Below are 18,266 nucleotides of genomic sequence, written 5' to 3'. Positions count from 1 at the left end.
CCCATGCATATCGGCCTGATCGGTGGAATCGGCGTTGCAGCCACGGTGGTCTATTACCAGCGGCTGACGGCGGCGATGACCGCACGGGGCCTGCCGCTGGAGCTGACCATCGTCCATGCCGATGTGCAGGAGCTGATCCGCAACAACCTGTCGGACAACCGCGCGGCTCAGGCCGAAATCTACGCCGGGCTGATCGACCGTCTGCGCGGCGCCGGGGCCGATTGCGTTGCCATCACCTCTTTGGGTGGGCATTTCTGTTTCGACGAAACGGTGGCGCTGTCTTCCCTGCCGCTGGTCTCGGCCGTCACGCCGCTGGACGATTATTTTGCGGCACAGGGGCTGAACACCGTCGGTCTGCTGGGCACCCGCGTGGTGATGAAGACGGGCCTTTATGGGCAATTGAAGAAAACCCGCGCCGTGGCGCTGGAGGATGAGATCGAGGATCTGGGCCAAAGCTATCAGGACATGGCCGTCGCCGGAGTCTGCACGCCGCAAAAGCGGGCGCTGTTCCTCGATGCAGGACAGCGGATGGTCGATGGTCTGGGCGCCGATGCCATCGTGCTGGCGGGCACCGATCTCAACCTGGCGTTTGACGGGCAGGATCCGGGCTATAGGGTGGTAGATGCGCTGGATGTGCATGTGTACCTGCTGGCGCGGCTGGCGGCCGATGAAGCCGACCTCGATGAAGTGAGAGCGAAAATATGAGCAAACCGACCGACAACCCGGCAGATCCGTTCAAAAAGGCGCTGGCCGAAGCGACCAAGGTGATGGCCGACGATTCCGAACTGTCGGTCAGCTACACGGTCGACCCGGCCGGGCTTTCGGGCGATTCCATGCGCCTGCCGCAGGTCTCCCGCCGGATGACGCGCGAGGAAGTGCTGTTGGCCCGCGGCACTGCGGATGCGCTCGCTTTGCGCCACAAGTTCCACGACGATGCCGTCCACGCGAAATACGCACCGCAAGGCGAGATGGCCCGTGATCTGTACGAGGCGATGGAAACCGCCCGCTGCGAGGCGATGGGCGCACGCCACATGCCGGGCACCGCATCGAACATCGACGTCAAGATCCGCAACGAGGCGATCCGGCGCGGCTATGATCAGATGAAATCCTCGACCGAGGCGCCGCTGGCTGCTGCTGCGGGCTATCTGGTCCGGCAGATGGCCACGGGCCGCCCGCTGCCCGAAGGTGCCGCCAACGTGGCCGAGCTGTGGCGCGGTTATATCGAGGCCGAAGCCGGTGAAACGCTCGGCGACCTCGAAGAGAAGATTGCCGATCAGGCGGAATTCGCCCGCTTTGCCCGCCAGATTATCACCGATCTCGGCTATGGCGACCAGCTGGGCGATGACCCCGATCAGCCGGATGAGGATCAGGAAGACCAGGCCGAAGAGGACGCCGAAGAGCAGCAGGATCCCGACAGCTCCGGCGAAGATGATTCCGACGACGAACAGGCCGATGCGGATGCAGAACAGGCGCAGGAGCAGCAGCAAGACGAAAGCCAGGCCCAGGTCTCGATGGACGAGATGGCTGAGGACGAGCTGTCGGAAGAAACCGAAATGCCCGATGGCGAGGCGCCGCTGGACCCGCCCCCGCCGCCGCCTGCCTCAGAAGCGGATCCCGACTACAAGGTGTTCCTGGACACCCACGACGAGGAAATCGCCGCAGAAGATCTGGCCGAACCAGCCGAGCTGGAGCGCCTGCGCGCCTATCTCGATCAGCAGCTGGAACCGCTGAAGGGCGCCGTTTCCCGCCTTGCCAACAAGCTGCAGCGCCGTCTTCAGGCGCAGCAGAACCGCTCCTGGGAGTTCGACCTGGAGGAAGGCATTCTGGACGCAGGACGTCTCGCGCGCGTTGTCGCCAACCCGACCACCCCGCTGTCGTTCAAACGCGAAAAGGATACCGAGTTCCGCGACACCGTGGTGACGCTGCTTCTCGACAACTCCGGCTCGATGCGGGGGCGCCCGATCTCGATCGCGGCGATCTGCGCCGACGTGCTGGCGCGCACACTGGAGCGCTGCAACGTGAAGGTCGAGATCCTCGGCTTTACCACCCGCGCCTGGAAGGGCGGCATGGCGCGCGAGGCCTGGCTGAACGAAGGCCGCCCGCAGCAGCCTGGTCGTCTGAACGATCTGCGCCACATCATCTACAAGGGTGCCGATGTACCATGGCGCCGCGCGCACCCGAACCTTGGCCTGATGATGAAAGAGGGCCTGTTGAAAGAGAACATCGACGGTGAGGCACTGGAATGGGCGCACCGCCGGATGGTCGGCCGTCCCGAGGCGCGCAAGATCCTGATGGTGATTTCCGACGGCGCGCCGGTAGATGATTCTACCCTCTCGGTGAACCCGGCGAACTTCCTGGAAAAACACCTGCGCGATGTGATCGCCATGGTGGAGAAGAAAAAGCAGGTGGAGCTTCTGGCCATCGGCATCGGCCATGACGTCACCCGCTACTATGACCGCGCGGTGACCATCACGGATGTCGAACAACTCGCCGGTGCCATGACCGAACAGCTGGCGGCGCTGTTTGACAGCGACCCGCGCGCCCGCGCCCGTGTCATGGGCATCAAGAAGGCCAGTTAAGAGAGCCCCCGGCATGGCGCAGCGCAAGATCGAATATTTCTACTCCACCCATTCCGCCTATGCCTATCTTGGCTCCAGACGGCTGGCAGAAATCTGCGCGGCCCATGACTGCCAACTGATCCATCGTCCCTTTCTGTTGTCGCCGGTGGTGGAGCAGGCAGGCGGGCGTCCCTTTGCCGGGCGCAACCAGGCGCATGTCGATTACTTCTTCGGACGCGAGATCGAACGCTGGGCCGCCTATCGCAGCGTTCCGATCATTACCTACCGCCCGACCTACCATGACAACGCCCTGACCCTTTCCAGCGGCATGGTGATCATGGCCGAACGTCTGGGGCAGGACGTCGATGCCCTTGCCCATGGGTTGCTTGAGGCGCATTGGCGCGATGACATCGACCTGATGAACCCCGAGCAGCTGTCACAGGCTGCACGAAACGCCGGGCTTAACCCCGAACCGCTGCTTGAAGGTGCGATGGCGCCCGATGTGCAGGCGGTTCTACAGGCAAATACAGATGCAGCCCTGCGGATGCATCTGTTCGGATCACCGACCTATGTGCTGGATGGGGATCCCTATTACGGACAGGACCATCTGGAACTGCTGGAATTCGGCCTGCGCCAGCCCTTCCCCGACACCACCTTTCAGAACCCACCTGTCGGCGCGGCCTGAATTTCCCGGGTTGCACCCGGCCCCGCTTCGCTGTTCTCTGGCGCGGTTGACACCCGCCAACGCAGGAGGCTCCCCATGTTTCAGTCATTCGACGTCACCGCCCGCCCGGATCAGGGGCCACCCCGGCTGCAGGCGCTGCGCGCAGAGCTGGATCGAGAGGCGCTGGATGGATTCCTCGTGCCCCGCGCCGATGCGCATCAGGGTGAATACGTCGCCCCGCGGGACGACCGGCTTGCCTGGTTGACCGGCTTTACCGGCTCTGCGGGGTTCTGCGCGGCCTTGTCCCATGTCGCGGGCGTTTTCATCGACGGGCGCTACCGCACGCAGGTGAAACAGCAGGTTGCCGATGTCTATACCCCGGTGCCCTGGCCCGAGGTCCAGCTGCACGACTGGCTGAAGGACCAACTGCCGGACGGCGGGCGGGTCGGGTTTGATCCCTGGCTGCATGCCACCGGTCAGATCGCCGACCTGCGCAGGAAGCTGGACGGCAGCGGCATCATGCTTGTGGATTGCGAAAACCTGGTGGACCGGATCTGGGAGGACCAGCCCGCACCGCCCGCAGAGCGCGTCATCGCCCACCCCGAGGCCTACGCTGGGGAAAGCGCCGCCGACAAATGCGGACGGCTGGCCAAGGGCCTGCGCGAGGCCGGACAAGAGGCCGCCCTGATCACCCTACCCGACAGCATCATGTGGCTGCTGAACATCCGCGGGTCGGACATTCCACGCAATCCGGTCGCCCATGGCTTTGCCATCCTGCACAGTGATGCGCGTGTGGACCTGTTCATGGACCCGTCGAAACTGGAGGGGCTGGCGGATCATCTGGGCGCAGGCGTAACCGTACATCCACCTGCCGGTTTCCTGAATGCCGTGGGCGCGCTCAATGGCGCTGTGGCGGTGGACCGGGACAGCCTGCCGCAGATCGTTGCCGAGACTCTGGGCGACCGTCTTCAGCCGACAGGCGACCCCTGCGCCCTACCCAAGGCCTGCAAGAACGCGGCAGAGATCGAAGGCAGCGCCGCCGCCCACCTGCGCGATGGCGCCGCTGTGGTGGAGCTGTTGGCTTGGCTCGACGACCAGGCCCCGGGCAGCATCACCGAAATCGACGTGGTCAAACAGCTGGAAACGCTGCGCCGCCGGGACGACAGGCTGCGCGATATCAGTTTTGACACCATTTCGGGCACCGGCGCCAATGGCGCCGTGATCCACTACCGCGTCACGGTCGAGACTGACACGGTACTGCAGGACGGCGATCTGCTGGTTCTGGACAGCGGCGGGCAGTATCTGGATGGCACCACTGACATCACCCGCACCATTGCTATTGGCGCCCCGGGAGCCGAGGAGCGCGCCGCCTTTACCCGCGTGCTGCAGGGCATGATCGCAATCTCGCGCCTGCGCTGGCCACAGGGACTGGCCGGGCGCGACATCGAGGCCATCGGGCGGATGCCGCTGTGGTTGGCCGGGCAGGATTTCAATCATGGTCTGGGCCATGGCGTCGGCGCCTACCTCAGCGTGCACGAAGGCCCGCAGCGCCTCAGCCGCGCCTCTGCGGTGCCGCTGCAGCCAGGTATGATCCTGTCCAATGAACCGGGGTATTACCGCGAAGGTGCCTTTGGCATCCGGATCGAGAACCTGATCGTCGCGCAAAAGGCCCCTGCCCTGCCCGGCGGCGACGCAGAGCGGGACATGCTGGACTGGCGCACCCTGACCTTTGTCCCGATCGACCGGCGGCTGATTGACGCAGATATGCTATCAAGGGAAGAACGCGACTGGCTGAATGCTTATCATGCGCAGGTCGCCCAGAAAATCCGCCCAATGATCAGCCCTGCCGCACAGGCCTGGCTGGACGTGGCGACTGCGGCGATCTGATACCCGGCTGTTACATTGCCGGGGCAAGACATGCATACCAATGACGAGATGGGGAAAATAACATGAGCAAGATCCGAATTCGCAAGGCAGATGGCACCTGGGTGGTGCGCTCGGGCGGGGCCGTTCTGGGCGAAACCAGCCGCGCACTAGAGCTGAGCGAAGAGGGTCATGCGCCGGTCATCTATTTCCCACGCGAAGACATCGCCATGGCCTTTCTCGATCCGAGCAGCAAGACGACGCATTGCCCGCACAAGGGCGATGCCACCTATTTTTCCATCGTAAACAAATCCTCGGTGACCGAAGACGCTGTCTGGAGCTATGAGGACCCAATCAGTGACGTGGGCGAAATAAAAGGCTATTTGGCGTTTTATCCCAGTGACTCGGTGAAGATCGAACAGATTTGAATCTGCCGGGTCAGCAGGGCCGCCTTTTACGGCACAGCTTCTAGGCGGCACAGCGTTTTACCGGCGCTGTGCCGTTTTCAAAGCCACTAAGAACCGATTGCAATCATTAAATTTAAACTGACCGACAGCGGTACCGCGCGACCTGCGCGTATCATTAACAATTATACAAAATTTTGGACCGCCTATACTTCCGTGCCCTTGCCAATGAGGGGCTCGAAGCTAGATCACGGTCGGCACCTATTCCGGCGCCCACGGCCGGTCAAAGCGGCCCATCAGGACCGCCCCGATATCAGGATTTCAAAGTGGCCCAACAGCCTGAAAGCAGATCACCCCTACAACAGTACAGAACGGACCAAATGCCGTTTTGCCTGTTCCAGAGCTTCCCCCGACCCAAAGACATTTGCGTCTCTGGCGCATTCGATTGCGTAGTTGACCAACGCTTCGAGGGCCGCCTGTTCTTTGTCCTGCTCGCTCGTTTTGTTTTGTACTTCGACCTCTTTCGGGTCGAATTTATAAGTACGCATATTTTCCCTTCCGCACCCCATTTACGCCCGTTGCCGTTAACTTTACTTAAAAAAGCGGTTCATCCAATCCAGCGAAAGAAAAAATTAATAAATGCGTGACGTAGATACATCTCAGTTGAGTGGTCGCCTGCTTCGGGTCTTTTTAACAGTTTACGATGAAATGTCCGTCAGCAAGGCCGCTGAGCGACTGAACATCAGCCAATCCACCGTCAGTCACAACCTGGAAAAACTGCGCTGCATCATAGGCGACAAGTTGTTCGTGCAGGCCGGGCGCGGGATCGTTCCCAGCCCACGCGCGGAACGCCTGGTGCCCAAGGTCCGACGCCTGTTGGCCCAGATGGATGCGCTGGTGGACCATGGGGAATACGTCCCCGCCAATGACCCCGATCCTTTTGTGATCGCCACAAACGGTGGCGTTCTTGTCCCCGAGGTCAACCGAACGTGCACGCGCATCTGGCAGGAAGTTCCCAGAAAACGCATGGTGTTCCGCGAGCTAGGCCCCAGCGCGAATGCCGAAAACCTTCTGGAGCGTGGGATTGCCGATTTTGCCATTGCCCCCCGCCCCGAAGTCTATCCCGCGACCCTGTGCCATGCGCATCTTTTCTCCGAGGGCTTCCGGGTCTTTTACGATCCTGAGGTGCGCGGACCGATAAAGGACGTCTACGACTACTCTGGCGCCAGCCATGCCACGCTGGATTTCGGCGGCCCCTACAAAAGCACCGTGCAGAGCGCGCTGGAGGCCCTCAACCTGTCACGCGACATTGCCGTCAGCGTGCCGAATGTCTGGCTGCTGGCCGAAGTGATCCGTGGCACCGACACGGTTGCCACCCTGCCGGCCATGCTAATAAATTCTGCGTTCCGGGGGTTCAGCAGTTCTCCGCTACCGCTGAGCGTTCCGGATGCAGAATTTGATCTGGTCTGGCATCGCCGGTTCGATGGATCATCCAGATTGGCATGGCTGCGTGAGATTCTCACCGAAACCCTGAAACAGCCCGCCAACTGAGGCACATCAGAACCGCCCCCGGGTCTTAGCTGTGTTCCTCTGCAGCCGTTGCCACTAGGGCGCGGTTATAGGCCTTCAGCGCATCCACGTGGTAGAGCACCCCAAGAAGGCGGCCCTGCTGCTCAGCATCGCTCGGCGCGGGCACGTCATCCGGAGCAACCACCGGCAAGAACGGCACATCCGCCCGGTCGAACACAGGCAGCACCGCCTCCAGCGACTGATCGGGGCGCAGCATCAGTCCCTGATCAACCAGCGGCGCGCAGTCCTCTGGCGTGGCGCAGCGCGGATCCCCCAGCGGCCGCATCAATCCCCCCACCTGCAGCAGCGCCAGCAGATAGGCCTGCGGCCCGGCCGCGCAATGCAGATTGCGCCGCTCCAGCTGGGTCAGGAAGAACGACCGGTCCACCAGCCGCGAGGCCAGCGCCGTCGACAGGGAGACCGACACCATGACCGCAAGGCCGATCTGCCAGTCTCCGGTCAGCTCGAACACGATCAGCGTGGTCGAGATCGGCGCCCCTAGAACGGCTGCCGCGACCGCCCCCATGCCCGCAAAGGCATAAAGCGTATGCGTCCCTGACACTTCCGGCAGGACCGAGGTCGCGATCAGCCCAAAGGACAGGCCGGTCATCGCCCCGATCATCAGCGACGGTGAAAACACCCCGCCCCCCATGCGTCCACCCATGGTGATGGCCACGGCAGCTGTTTTCACCACGGTGAACAGGATGGCCTGCGACAACACCAACCCACCGGTAAGCGCCAGCACCGTCGTCTCATAGCCAACCCCGATGATATGCGGAAACCAGATCGCAATCGCCCCCAGAAGAAAGCCAGAGACCGCCGGGCGCAGCCAGCGCGGGATCGATAGAGCTGTCTGGATATCGGTTCCCACTCGATCTGCCCAAAAAATCGAGCGCATGAGCACCACGGCCACCAGTCCACAAATCAGCCCGAGCATCAAAAAGGCAGGTAGCTCCACATAGAACTGCAAGGCGCCCGGCGTGGTCAGCGTGAATTCCGTGACATCGCCATATTCCAACCGGTTGATCACCGTGCCCGCGACCGAGGCGATGGCGATGGGCGCAAAGGCATGCACAGCAAAATGCCGCAACACCACCTCAAGCGCGAACAGCGCACCGGCGATAGGCGCGTTAAAGCTGGCAGAAACCGCCGCTGCCACCGCACAGCCCAAAAGATCGCGCCCGGTGATGCCATCGGCCTTGATCCGGTCGCTGACCCAGCTGGAAATGACGCCTGCAAGGTGCACCACTGGCCCTTCACGGCCGGCCGATCCGCCGGTCGACAGCGTCAGGAAGGACGCCATGGCCGACCCAAGCCCGGCGCGGATTTCGACGCGACCATTGCGCATTGCCGCCCCTTCGATCACATCGGCAACCGAACGCACCCGCCCATCGGGGGTGAAATTGTGCAGGATGATTCCGACGACCAGCCCACCCACGGTGGGGATCACCAGCAGCATGTACCACGGCAGATCCTGCGCGAAACTGTGCAGAAAATGAATATCCTCGGCGCCATAGATCCAAGCCTGAAAGGCGGTAATCCCCTTTCGGAACAGCAAGGCCGCAAAACCGGCAAAGATACCGAACAGCAGGGCTATCATCCAGAATTGAAACTGGCTTGGCCCGCGATGCAAAAGAATACGCCAGACATCGCGCAGCCATGCAAGACCCTGCATCGCCAGCACCTTTGCCCCGGTCCGGGAATTATGCTTCATTGTTCGCCTTCAGTTTCCTGCCCCCCCTCAAAGCAGAGAAAAGTTGCCAAACCACCAACACTGAGCACACAGGACCGTGACCCGTGCGTCAGCCGGTCAGCAAGGCTCCGGCGGCGGCGCGCGCTTCTTTGGTGATGGTATCGCCAGACACCATCCGGGCGATTTCATCCACCCGTTCCGTCTCGCTCAGCGGCACCACCTCCGACAGGGTCATGCCATCGGTGACGCGTTTCTGCACCCGCCAGTGATGCGCGCCCTGGGCGGCGACCTGCGGCGAATGGGTGACGACCAGCACCTGCCCGCCCGAGGCAAGGGATTTAAGGCGCCGCCCCACCGCATCAGCAGTGGCACCACCGACCCCGCGGTCGATTTCGTCAAAGATCAGCGTCTTGTCGCGATCCTCACCGCGCAAGCAGACCTTCAGGGCCAGCAGGAAGCGGCTCAGTTCCCCGCCCGAGGCGATCTTATTGAGCGGACCCGCCGGGGCGCCGGGATTGGTCGCCACGGTAAAGGCAACATCGTCGTGGCCCTCCGGGCCCGGGGCGCCTGCGGTGATCCGGGTTTCAAAAACCGCGCGCTCCATCTTGAGGGGCGCCAGTTCAGCCATCACCGCTGTGTCCAGCGCCAGCGCGCTGTCACGGCGCGCGGCACTCAGCGTCTCCGCAGCCGCTGCATAAGCCGCCTCGGCGTCGCGCAGTGCGGCCTCCTGATCGGCCAGATCCTTATCGCCTGCATCCAGTGCCGCCAGTTTTTCGCGCAGGGTATCGGCATAGGCGGCCAGATCATCAGGCAGAACGTCATGCTTGCGCGCCAAGGCACGGATCGCAAACAGTCGCTCTTCGCAATCTTCCAGATCGCCGGGATTGAAATCGAGCGCCGAGAGAACCCGTTCGACGCCATCTTGCGCATCGCCCAGTTCAATCATCGCCCGGCTGAGCGCCGCCAGCGGCTCTGTCAGCCCGATCTCCTCGGCGCCCTCAACACCTTCCAGCCAGCGCTGCGCCTCGCCCAGCGACGGATCGGCCCCCTCGCTCAGCAGCGCATAAGCACGGGCGATATCGCCTCGGACCCGCTCTGCCCCCTGCATCTGGCGGCGGCGCGCATCCAGCGTCTCGTCCTCGCCTGGCTCCGGGTTCAGCTTGTCCAGTTCCTCAACTGCGTGACGCAGGAATTCCTCTTCGGCGCGCACCGCATCCAGTGCAGCGCGGGTGGCCTCCACCGTCTTGCGGGCCTTGGCGGCCGTCGTCCAGGCCGCACGGGTCTGCAACAGCAGGTCCGGCACCGCGGCAAAGGCATCCAGCAGGCTGCGGTGGCCCTTGGGGTTCAGAAGGCCTCGATCATCGTGCTGGCCATGCAGTTCCACCAGAGTTTCCGACAACGCGCGCAGCACCTCGCCCGAACAGCGCCGGTCATTCACCCAAGCCGTCTTGCGGCCCTCGGCAGTATTGACGCGGCGCAGGATCAGTTCGCGCCCGGCAGGCAGGCCTGCCTCTTCCAGAACCGCGTGGGCCGGATGGCCCTCGGACAGTTCGAATTCCGCCACCACCTCGCCCTGCGAGGCGCCCTGACGCACCAGTTCGGCGCGCCCGCGCCAGCCCAGTACAAAGCCAAGGGAGTCGAGAAGGATCGATTTACCGGCGCCGGTTTCGCCGGTCAGCACGTTGAGACCGGGCTGAAAGTTCAGCTCCAGATGGTCGATGATCAGAATATCGCGGATATCAAGCGCGCGCAGCATTACTTTGCTCCGTTGCAAACGCTGTTACAGCCACTGGCCCTTGATCGACTGCCGATAGATCTGGCTCAGCCAGTTGTTCCCCCGGTCACGCATCTTCAGACCCTGCGACGTCAGCAGTTTATAGCTGTCCTGGTACCACTCTGTCGATTGATAGTTGTGCCCCAGGATCGCGCCGGCGGTCTGCGCCTCATCGACCAGACCCAGCGACAGATAGGCCTCGACCAGACGGTGCAGCGCCTCGGGGGTGTGACTGGTGGTCTGGAAATCCTCCACCACCACACGGAAGCGGTTGATCGCCGACGTGTAGTGTTTGTGGCGCAGGTAGTAGCGCCCGATTTCCATTTCCTTCCCCGCCAGATGGTCGAAAGCAAGATCGAACTTCAGGATTGCCGAGTTGGCATATTCGCTGTCAGGGTAAACCTCGATCACGGTGCGCAGCGCCTGCAGCGCCTGAAAGGTCAGCCCCTGATCGCGACCAACTTCGTCGATCTGGTCATAGAAACTGAGCGCCAGCAGGTATTGCGCATAGGCGGCGTCTTCGTCGGTCGGGTAGAAATCGATGAACCGCTGCGCGGCGGCGCGGCTGTTTTCGTAATCCTTGGCACGGTGATAGGAAAAGGCCTGCATGATCAGCGCTTGTTTCGCCCATTCAGAATAGGGATAGAGGCGCTCGATCTCGGAGAAGTAAAAGGCCGCGTCCTTGGACCGGCGGCGTTCCAGTTCGAACTCGCCGCGTTCAAAGATCTGTTTGGGGGTATAGCCGTCCAGCGCGCCTGCCTTTTCTGCCGCGCCACCGTCGCCGCCGCAGCCCGACAATGCAGCCATCAGAACAACCGCACCGATCCATTTGGCTCCTGCCCTGATGCCGATCATCTTTGCCTTACCTCACCGCATTTGACTCGCGGGTGTCCACCCCGGTTATGCCCGGTCTAGCACATTCAATTGGCGTGCAAAACGCCTTTAACCCACTTCGCCCTCACTTGGCAGAGATTGTCGGCCCGGGTCAAGCCTGCGGCGCCCCAGCGGTGGGTGCCTGACCACAGGGACAAATGAAAAAGGGCACCTAAGTGCCCCTGTCCGTCTTCCATCGGTGTCCTGATGATTGCGCTGATCCCTGCAGGGATCAGGCGACCTTGCGGATGGCTGCGGGGATTTCCCCCCAAACCAGCCCCTGCCCCGGCAGGCGGGCCACCATGGCCGCATCACACTCTACCAGACGCACCGCGCCGGGGGTTGCGAACAGCGCCCGCAGCAGGGTGTTGGTCAGGGCATGACCTGCACGCTCGCCGATATAGCGCCCCATCAGCGGCGCACCGGCCAGCGCCAGGTCACCCAGCGCGTCCAGCATCTTGTGACGGACCGGCTCATCCGAATGGCGCAGACCTTCGCCGCTTTCGACCTCTTCACCATCGAAAACAACAGCGTTCTCGCCCGGCACACCGCCAAGAGCCAGGCCATTGGCCTGCATCGCCTCGACATCAGCGCGGCGGCAGAATGTACGGCTATCGCACAGCTCGCGGGCAAAGGCCCCATTGCGCAGGTCCAGCGTCTTGCTCTGGCGTCCAATCGCCTGTTCGGCGAAATCGATGTGGAATTCGATCATCAGCCGGTCGCAGGGCAGAATGGTCGCCTTTGCGCCATCTTTTTCGACGCTGACCTCTTTCAGAACCTGCAGAACCTGCACCGGAGCAGACAGGCGACGCACGCCTTTCTGCATGATCCCGCGCACAAACAGCGCCGAGGAGCCATCAAGGATCGGCACTTCGGGTCCATCGATTTCAATCAGGGCGTTGTGCACACCACAACCAGCCAGTGCGGCCATCACGTGCTCAACGGTAGATACCGACACACCGGCGGCGTTGACCAGACGGGTGCACAGGGCAGTGCGCTCCACATAGTCCCAGCGGGCCGGGATGACAGAATTGCCCAAAGCGATATCGGTCCGTTTGAAACGGATGCCATGATCCGCCGCAGCCGGTTTCAGAACCATCCGCGCGGGCTGGCCGGAATGCAGGCCTGCGCCTTCAAATGTCACCGATGCTTTCAGGGTATTCTGCACCTTGTGCCTCTTTGTTCTGGGTCCGGCCATCTGGGGCCGTGTTGCCGATGATAGGTAAGGAAACGGGCGCGCGGGCTCAACTCAATCTTTGTAACGGATTGAAACATCCCTGTAACGAATAGGCAAAACACTGCCTAGATGCGCGCAACCTTCTGGAAAAAAAGGAAAAAGGGCCGCCGGATGGCGACCCTCTTCACGAGATATTCTGAAAAATCAGTTGGCCTGACGGCGTAGGAAGGCCGGAATTTCGATCCGTTCCTGATCCGGATCAGCCTGCTGCTGCGGTTGCGGCGCGGCGGATTGCTGCGGCGCGTGCTGCGGGGCCTGCGGCTGCTGACGCACCGGCTGAGGCTTCGCCTCACCGCCTTCGGCAGCGCTGCCGGTCATCCGGTGGATAAGCGAATTCAGGCCAAAGCGACGCTGTTCCTGCTGCGGTGCGGGCGCCTGCTGCTGTTGCGGAGCCGCGGCGGCCGGGCGCTGTTGCGGTTGCGGCGCGGGCTGTGGTGCCGCTTGCTGCGGCTGAGCCCGTTGCGCGGCGGCCTGCAGACGCACGATAGCCTCGGGCGACGGCGTGCCCGGCGCCGGAGCTTTGGGCGCGACAAAACTGTCGGCCCCGCCTTCGGCGGCATCGGCCTGCGGCTGGAATTCCGGAACCTGCGGCTGATAGGCAGGCGGCGGCAGGCCGTCGTCGTCATAGGCTTCGGTCTCAGCCGGAGCTGCTTCGGCCTGCGCTGCGGTGGCGTCCAGACCTTCGAACAGGGTCGGCTCCTCGTGCGAGGCTTCCGTGGCTGCGACGGCAGGCTGTTCAACCGGCTCGTCCAGTTCCAGCGGCGCGGCACGGGTTTCTTCAACGCTGACGGTTTTCTTCAACGGCGCCGACATCGGACGGCGTGCAACCGGCATGTCGGTGTTCACGTCGGAAGCATCGATACCGGTGGCCACGACGGACACGCGCATCTTGCCTTCCATTTCGGTGTCCAGGGTCGAACCGACGATGATATTCGCATCCGGGTCCACCTCTTCGCGGATCCGATTGGCAGCCTCGTCCAGTTCGAACAGGGTCAGGTCGTGAGCGCCGGTGATGTTGATCAGAACGCCGCGCGCACCGCGTAGGCTGATTTCGTCCAGCAGCGGGTTGGCGATGGCCTTTTCTGCGGCCTGAATGGCGCGATCTTCGCCTTCGCCCTCGCCTGTGCCCATCATCGCCTTGCCCATTTCGTCCATCACGGCACGAACGTCAGCAAAGTCGAGGTTGATAAGGCCCGGACGGACCATCAGGTCGGTCACGCCTTTGACGCCCTGGTACAAGACATCGTCCGCCATCGAGAAGGCCTCGGTGAAGGTGGTTTTCTCATTGGCCAGGCGGAACAGGTTCTGGTTCGGGATGATGATAAGCGTGTCGACGACCTTCTGCAGCGCCTCAACGCCGTCCTCGGCCTGGCGCATACGCTTGGCGCCTTCGAACTGGAACGGTTTGGTCACGACACCCACGGTCAGAACACCCAGCTCACGGGCGGCCTGCGCAATGATCGGCGCGGCGCCGGTACCGGTGCCACCCCCCATCCCGGCAGTGATGAAGCACATATGCGCCCCGGCCAGATGATCGACGATCTGTTCGATGCTTTCTTCAGCCGCGGCCGAGCCGACCTGCGGACGGGCACCTGCGCCCAGACCTTCGGTGACTTTGATACCCAGCTGGATCCGGCTTTTCGAGGCGCTTTGCTGCAAGGCCTGCGCATCCGTATTGGCGACGACGAAATCGACCCCTTCCAGCGCCTTCTCGATCATATTGTTGACCGCGTTTCCACCCGCGCCACCGACACCGAATACGGTGATCTTTGGCTTCAGCTCTTCCTGTCCGGGCAACGAAAGGTTCAATGTCATGCTCTTTCCGCCTGTGTTGATAGCCCTCCCGCAAGGGCCTTTTCCTGACTTTTCTGCGGAAATTGTACCGCAGCCTCGGAGTCGCGTCATCCCAAAAAGCGTCGGCGGCTACAAAATATGGCCCCTGATCCATGGAAATCTGCGGTATTTCGCCTAAGACGACAGATCTAGCGGTTAATTAGCAGCTCCCCCACAAACACCAGAAAACCCCGACGCCCATAGGCACCGAATTCCTATTCTGAGTTATCGCGGTCTGGCCACTGCCCGGCCTTCAGACTCGTCGCTTAATGCGTCCGTTAACCCGAAACTAACGGTTTCGGGCGGCGCTGTCACGGGGGGCAAGGCCCACAAAGGCGACTTTTTTCAGGCTCAATATCGCCTCGCGTGCGGTGCAGGTCACCAAAATTCAACCGGGGTGGGCGCAGGCCTTACCAATTGTCTTTGAACCACTTCACCGCGCGGCGCAGAGAGCGGGCCGGATAGCGGTCCACCGGCATTTCGAAATCCCACCATTCGTCCTGCGGATGCGCAGCAAAGAGGCTGAGCCCCACAGCCGAGGCAAAGCCCGGCCCGGTCGCCGATTGCGGCAGACCGTGCACGCGAAGTGGACGTCCAAGGCGCACCTGCTGGCCAAGGATACGACTGGCCAGGGCATCAAGCCCCATGATCTGGCTGGAGCCACCGGTCAGCACGATCTGCTGGCTGGGCAGATATTCAAACCCGGCCGCATCCAGACGGACCCGCACCTCTTCCAGGATCTCCTCGACCCGGGGACGCATAATACCGATCAGTTCGGCCCGGCTGACGGTGCGCCGGTCGTGCTCCCAGTCACCGGTATCCCCGCCGATATCGATCATGTCGCGATCATCGGCGCCGGTGGCATGAACGCCGCCGCAAAAGGTCTTGATCCGCTCAGCATTCGCCATCGGAACACCCAGCCCCATGGAAATGTCGCTGGTGATGTGATCGCCGCCCATGCGCACCGCATCGGCATAGATCATATGTTTCTTCATGAAGACCGAGATCGAGGTCGACCCGCCGCCCATGTCGATACAGGCCGCGCCGAGTTCCTGCTCATCCTCAACCAGGGCCGCATAGCCCGAGGCATAGGCCGACGAGGCAATGCCCGCCAGTTCAAGGTCGCAGCGCTGAATGCAGCGCATCAGGTTCTGCACGGTGGCAGAATCCACCGTCAGCATATGCATGTCCACCGACAGGGTCTGCCCCATCTGACCGCGCGGATCCGACAGGCCCGAGCGGTTATCCAGCGCGAAATTCACCGGCTGAGCATGGACCACTTCACGCCCGGCGCCGTAATCCGGCACCTCGCAGGCAGCCAGGACGCGGGCGATCTCGTTCTCCGACACTTCCTGCGCCTGAAGTTCGACCTTTGCATCCAGCCCGTAAGATCGCGGGTTGGCCCCGGCGAAGCAGGCGATCACGTGGTCGACACGCACACCTGCCATCTTCTGCGCGGCCTGAACGGCGGTGCGGATGGCCCGTTCGGTTTCCTGCATGGCGGAGATTTCGCCGAACTGCACCCCGCGCGAGCGGGTGGTCGCGGCGCCGATAACCCGGAAGCCGGATTGACCGGCAAGCGATCCAATGGCGCTGTCTTCATTAGGTTGGGCAGAGCCATCAAATCGCAGGACAAGACAGGCAATCTTGGAGCTGCCTACATCCAGAATGGCCACGACACCGCGCTGCAATGCCTGCCGCCGCATCTGCCGCATGGCACGCTGCGATTGATAAAGATCCGTCATCTTACAGCCCACCCCCGTTCATTTCCCTGATCCGCCACCAGTTTTCCACTGCATTTTCTGTCATCCGGACCGTCGGCCGCGCCGCGATCCGCATATCCACGGCGGCGACATCACGTTCCAGCAGATCCTTGACCTCGCTGACGACGATCACCCGCTCCAGCGCCTGCACCGGGTTGTCCTCGGGCAGCAGGATCCGCTGACCGCGATCCAGAACCACGTCCCAACGCCGTTCGCCAACCCGTACCAACCCCCGCAGCCGGTCGCCAAGCGGGCTGGCTGCCGCCAGAAGCCGCATCGCCTCCTCGGCCTCGCGATTGGCCCCACGCCCGGCAATGAGCGGCAGATCAGGATGCAGCCTCCGCTGTCCCAACTCGGCCACATGGGCGCCGGTTTCATCCAGCAGCGCCAGCCCGTCGCGGCTACGCCAGATCAGCGCCGGTTTACGTTCTTCCACATTGACCTGAAGAATGCCGCCCGGGCGGATCCGCACGCTGGCGGTGCGGACCGGATCAAGTCCTTCGATCACATCGCGGATCTGGCCCAGATCCAGATCGAAGGAGCTGATCGGAAAATCGAGCGGCACCACCTCGCGGATGTCTTCGGAGACGCTGGTCCCTGCCCCGTCGATGGCCATGACGTTGACCATGAATTCAGGACGCTCCTCGATCGAGGCGCGGATCGAATTGATCGTGCCCTGCAAGGCGTCGCGCCGCCCTTCATCCGCCAGAAACGCGGTTCCCGCCGCAGCCAGCAGGCAGATCGGCACCCCGACACGCAGACCGAACCGGATCCCTGGCGTCAGCATCCAGCGCTGCAACCGGTATTTCAGGCGCGAAGGCGCCGGATCGGACGCTCCGCTGTGCTCCTTGCTCTTGCGCCGGATCAGCGACCGCATGAGGCGTCCTCCACCATCCATGCGCAAAGCTGCCCAAAGGTGATGCCGAAATGTTCGGCTTGCTCGGGCGCCAGCGAAGTCGGCGTCATGCCGGGCTGAGTGTTGGTTTCCAGGATTATCAGCCCCTCAGCGCCGCGGCTTTCGTCCCAGCGGAAATCGGTGCGGCTCACGCCCCGGCAGCCCAGTGCATCATGGGCGCGTTTGGCGTATTCTAGGCACAGATCGAAAATCTCCTGCGGCAGATCCGCAGGCAGCACATGGCGCGATCCGCCCGGCTGATATTTCGCATCATAATCGTACCAGCCATCGGTCAGAATGTCGGTCACTGTCAGTGCCTTGTCGCCCATCACGGTCGCGGTCAGCTCGCGCCCCGGGGCATAGGTTTCAACCATCACCTGATCGGGCATGTCGTCCGAGAGTTTCGGCGGCGCATTGGCGGCCTCATGCACCAGGTAGATTCCAACGCTGGAGCCTTCATTATTGGGTTTGACCACATAGGGAGGCGCCATCACATGGGACGCCTCGACCTCGGAGCGGGCAAAGATTTCGCTGGCGACCACCGGCAGGCCAACGCTGCGGAACAGGGATTTGCTGCGCTGTTTGTCCATCGCTAGCGCCGAGGCCAGCACACCAGAGTGGGTATAGGGAATACGCATCCATTCCAGAAGGCCCTGCACGCAGCCGTCTTCGCCCCAGCGACCGTGCAGCGCATTGAACACGACGTCAGGTGCCGCAGCCTCAAGCTGCGCACACAGATCCGGACCCGCGTCCAGTTCGATCACCTGATAGCCTTCGCCCCTTAGCGCGGCGGCGCATTCACGCCCGGAGGACAGGGACACCTCACGCTCAGCCGAGGGGCCGCCCATCAATACCGCCACTGTCGGGAGTGTCCTGCTCGACTCACTCACCACAAGTGCCTCAATTCATCGGGCTTAACGCCCCTGTTTCTCGCGTCCGTTATTCGGCCGCGTTCATTATTCTGGGATCATCACCGCATCGGCGACAGAGATCCTTTTGCTTGCATCAGAAGGCAATCATGCCGTGGGGCGCGGCAAATCACGTCCCATAGGTCATCATACTGCCCAAAGAGTTACCGGGACCTTAACGTCCTCTTTACCAACCTTAATGGATGTCTCTTTCTTGCCCGAATTTCACACG

The 18,266-nt window shown here is 62.4% G+C and carries 15 protein-coding genes; 6 read left to right on the top strand and 9 right to left on the bottom strand.

The window, feature by feature from the left end:
• Window positions 1-3: 3 nt before the first annotated feature.
• From JL2886_RS16935 to JL2886_RS16915, 5 genes are all read left to right on the top strand, one after another.
• A complete protein-coding gene (locus JL2886_RS16935) occupies window positions 4-705 on the top strand; it encodes an aspartate/glutamate racemase family protein (RefSeq protein WP_065273066.1) in 702 nt (233 codons plus the stop codon).
• The gene (cobT, locus tag JL2886_RS16930; RefSeq protein WP_065273065.1) at window positions 702-2,579 is read left to right on the top strand and encodes a cobaltochelatase subunit CobT; all 1,878 of its coding nucleotides are present in this window, start codon (window positions 702-704) and stop codon (window positions 2,577-2,579) included. Before JL2886_RS16935 ends, cobT begins: the two co-directional genes overlap by 4 nt.
• 13 nt (window positions 2,580-2,592) lie before the next feature.
• Window positions 2,593-3,243, top strand: a complete 651-nt coding sequence (locus JL2886_RS16925) for a 2-hydroxychromene-2-carboxylate isomerase (protein WP_065273064.1) — start codon at window positions 2,593-2,595, stop codon at window positions 3,241-3,243.
• A gap of 75 nt (window positions 3,244-3,318) precedes the next feature.
• Window positions 3,319-5,109 (top strand): aminopeptidase P family protein, encoded by a 1,791-nt coding sequence (locus JL2886_RS16920; protein ID WP_065273063.1) that lies wholly within the window; start codon window positions 3,319-3,321, stop codon window positions 5,107-5,109.
• Between the two features lie 62 nt (window positions 5,110-5,171).
• Window positions 5,172-5,513, top strand: a complete 342-nt coding sequence (locus JL2886_RS16915) for a DUF427 domain-containing protein (RefSeq protein ID WP_065273062.1) — start codon at window positions 5,172-5,174, stop codon at window positions 5,511-5,513.
• 332 nt (window positions 5,514-5,845) lie between these two features.
• On the opposite strand, the gene JL2886_RS16910 is transcribed toward JL2886_RS16915, so the two are convergent.
• The gene (locus JL2886_RS16910) at window positions 5,846-6,037 is read right to left on the bottom strand and encodes a hypothetical protein (protein ID WP_065273789.1); all 192 of its coding nucleotides are present in this window, start codon (window positions 6,035-6,037) and stop codon (window positions 5,846-5,848) included.
• Window positions 6,038-6,128: 91 nt separating this feature from the next.
• On the opposite strand from JL2886_RS16910, the gene JL2886_RS16905 reads away from it, so the two are divergent.
• Complete coding sequence (locus tag JL2886_RS16905; protein WP_065273061.1) at window positions 6,129-7,040, top strand: LysR family transcriptional regulator; 912 nt, start codon at window positions 6,129-6,131, stop codon at window positions 7,038-7,040.
• Window positions 7,041-7,065: 25 nt separating this feature from the next.
• On the opposite strand, the gene JL2886_RS16900 is transcribed toward JL2886_RS16905, so the two are convergent.
• The 8 genes from JL2886_RS16900 to JL2886_RS16865 form a co-directional block, all read right to left on the bottom strand.
• The gene (locus JL2886_RS16900; protein ID WP_065273060.1) at window positions 7,066-8,772 is read right to left on the bottom strand and encodes a chloride channel protein; all 1,707 of its coding nucleotides are present in this window, start codon (window positions 8,770-8,772) and stop codon (window positions 7,066-7,068) included.
• An 88-nt stretch (window positions 8,773-8,860) separates the two neighbouring features.
• On the bottom strand, window positions 8,861-10,507 hold the full coding sequence (gene recN, locus JL2886_RS16895; protein WP_065273059.1) for a DNA repair protein RecN: 1,647 nt from the start codon (window positions 10,505-10,507) through the stop codon (window positions 8,861-8,863).
• A 24-nt stretch (window positions 10,508-10,531) separates the two neighbouring features.
• Window positions 10,532-11,380, bottom strand: coding sequence for an outer membrane protein assembly factor BamD (locus tag JL2886_RS16890; protein WP_065273058.1), 849 nt, complete (start codon window positions 11,378-11,380; stop codon window positions 10,532-10,534).
• Between the two features lie 250 nt (window positions 11,381-11,630).
• A complete protein-coding gene (gene lpxC, locus JL2886_RS16885) occupies window positions 11,631-12,596 on the bottom strand; it encodes a UDP-3-O-acyl-N-acetylglucosamine deacetylase (protein ID WP_065273057.1) in 966 nt (321 codons plus the stop codon).
• 183 nt (window positions 12,597-12,779) lie between these two features.
• Window positions 12,780-14,450 carry a cell division protein FtsZ gene (gene ftsZ, locus JL2886_RS16880; protein ID WP_065273056.1) on the bottom strand — a complete coding sequence of 557 codons (1,671 nt, stop codon included), beginning with the start codon at window positions 14,448-14,450 and terminating at the stop codon, window positions 12,780-12,782.
• A gap of 428 nt (window positions 14,451-14,878) precedes the next feature.
• Window positions 14,879-16,213 (bottom strand): cell division protein FtsA, encoded by a 1,335-nt coding sequence (gene ftsA, locus JL2886_RS16875; RefSeq protein ID WP_065273055.1) that lies wholly within the window; start codon window positions 16,211-16,213, stop codon window positions 14,879-14,881.
• Window position 16,214: 1 nt separating this feature from the next.
• A complete protein-coding gene (locus tag JL2886_RS16870) occupies window positions 16,215-17,108 on the bottom strand; it encodes a cell division protein FtsQ/DivIB (RefSeq protein ID WP_065273054.1) in 894 nt (297 codons plus the stop codon).
• Entirely contained in the window at window positions 17,096-18,016 is a 921-nt protein-coding gene (locus JL2886_RS16865; RefSeq protein ID WP_065273053.1) for a D-alanine--D-alanine ligase, read from the bottom strand. The genes JL2886_RS16870 and JL2886_RS16865 overlap by 13 nt, the downstream gene beginning before the upstream one ends.
• Window positions 18,017-18,266: the final 250 nt, after the last annotated feature.

Source organism: Phaeobacter gallaeciensis (assembly GCF_001678945.1).
In the GTDB taxonomy this organism is placed as follows: domain Bacteria; phylum Pseudomonadota; class Alphaproteobacteria; order Rhodobacterales; family Rhodobacteraceae; genus Phycobacter; species Phycobacter gallaeciensis_A.
This window is presented reverse-complemented; position numbering and strand designations above follow the sequence as displayed.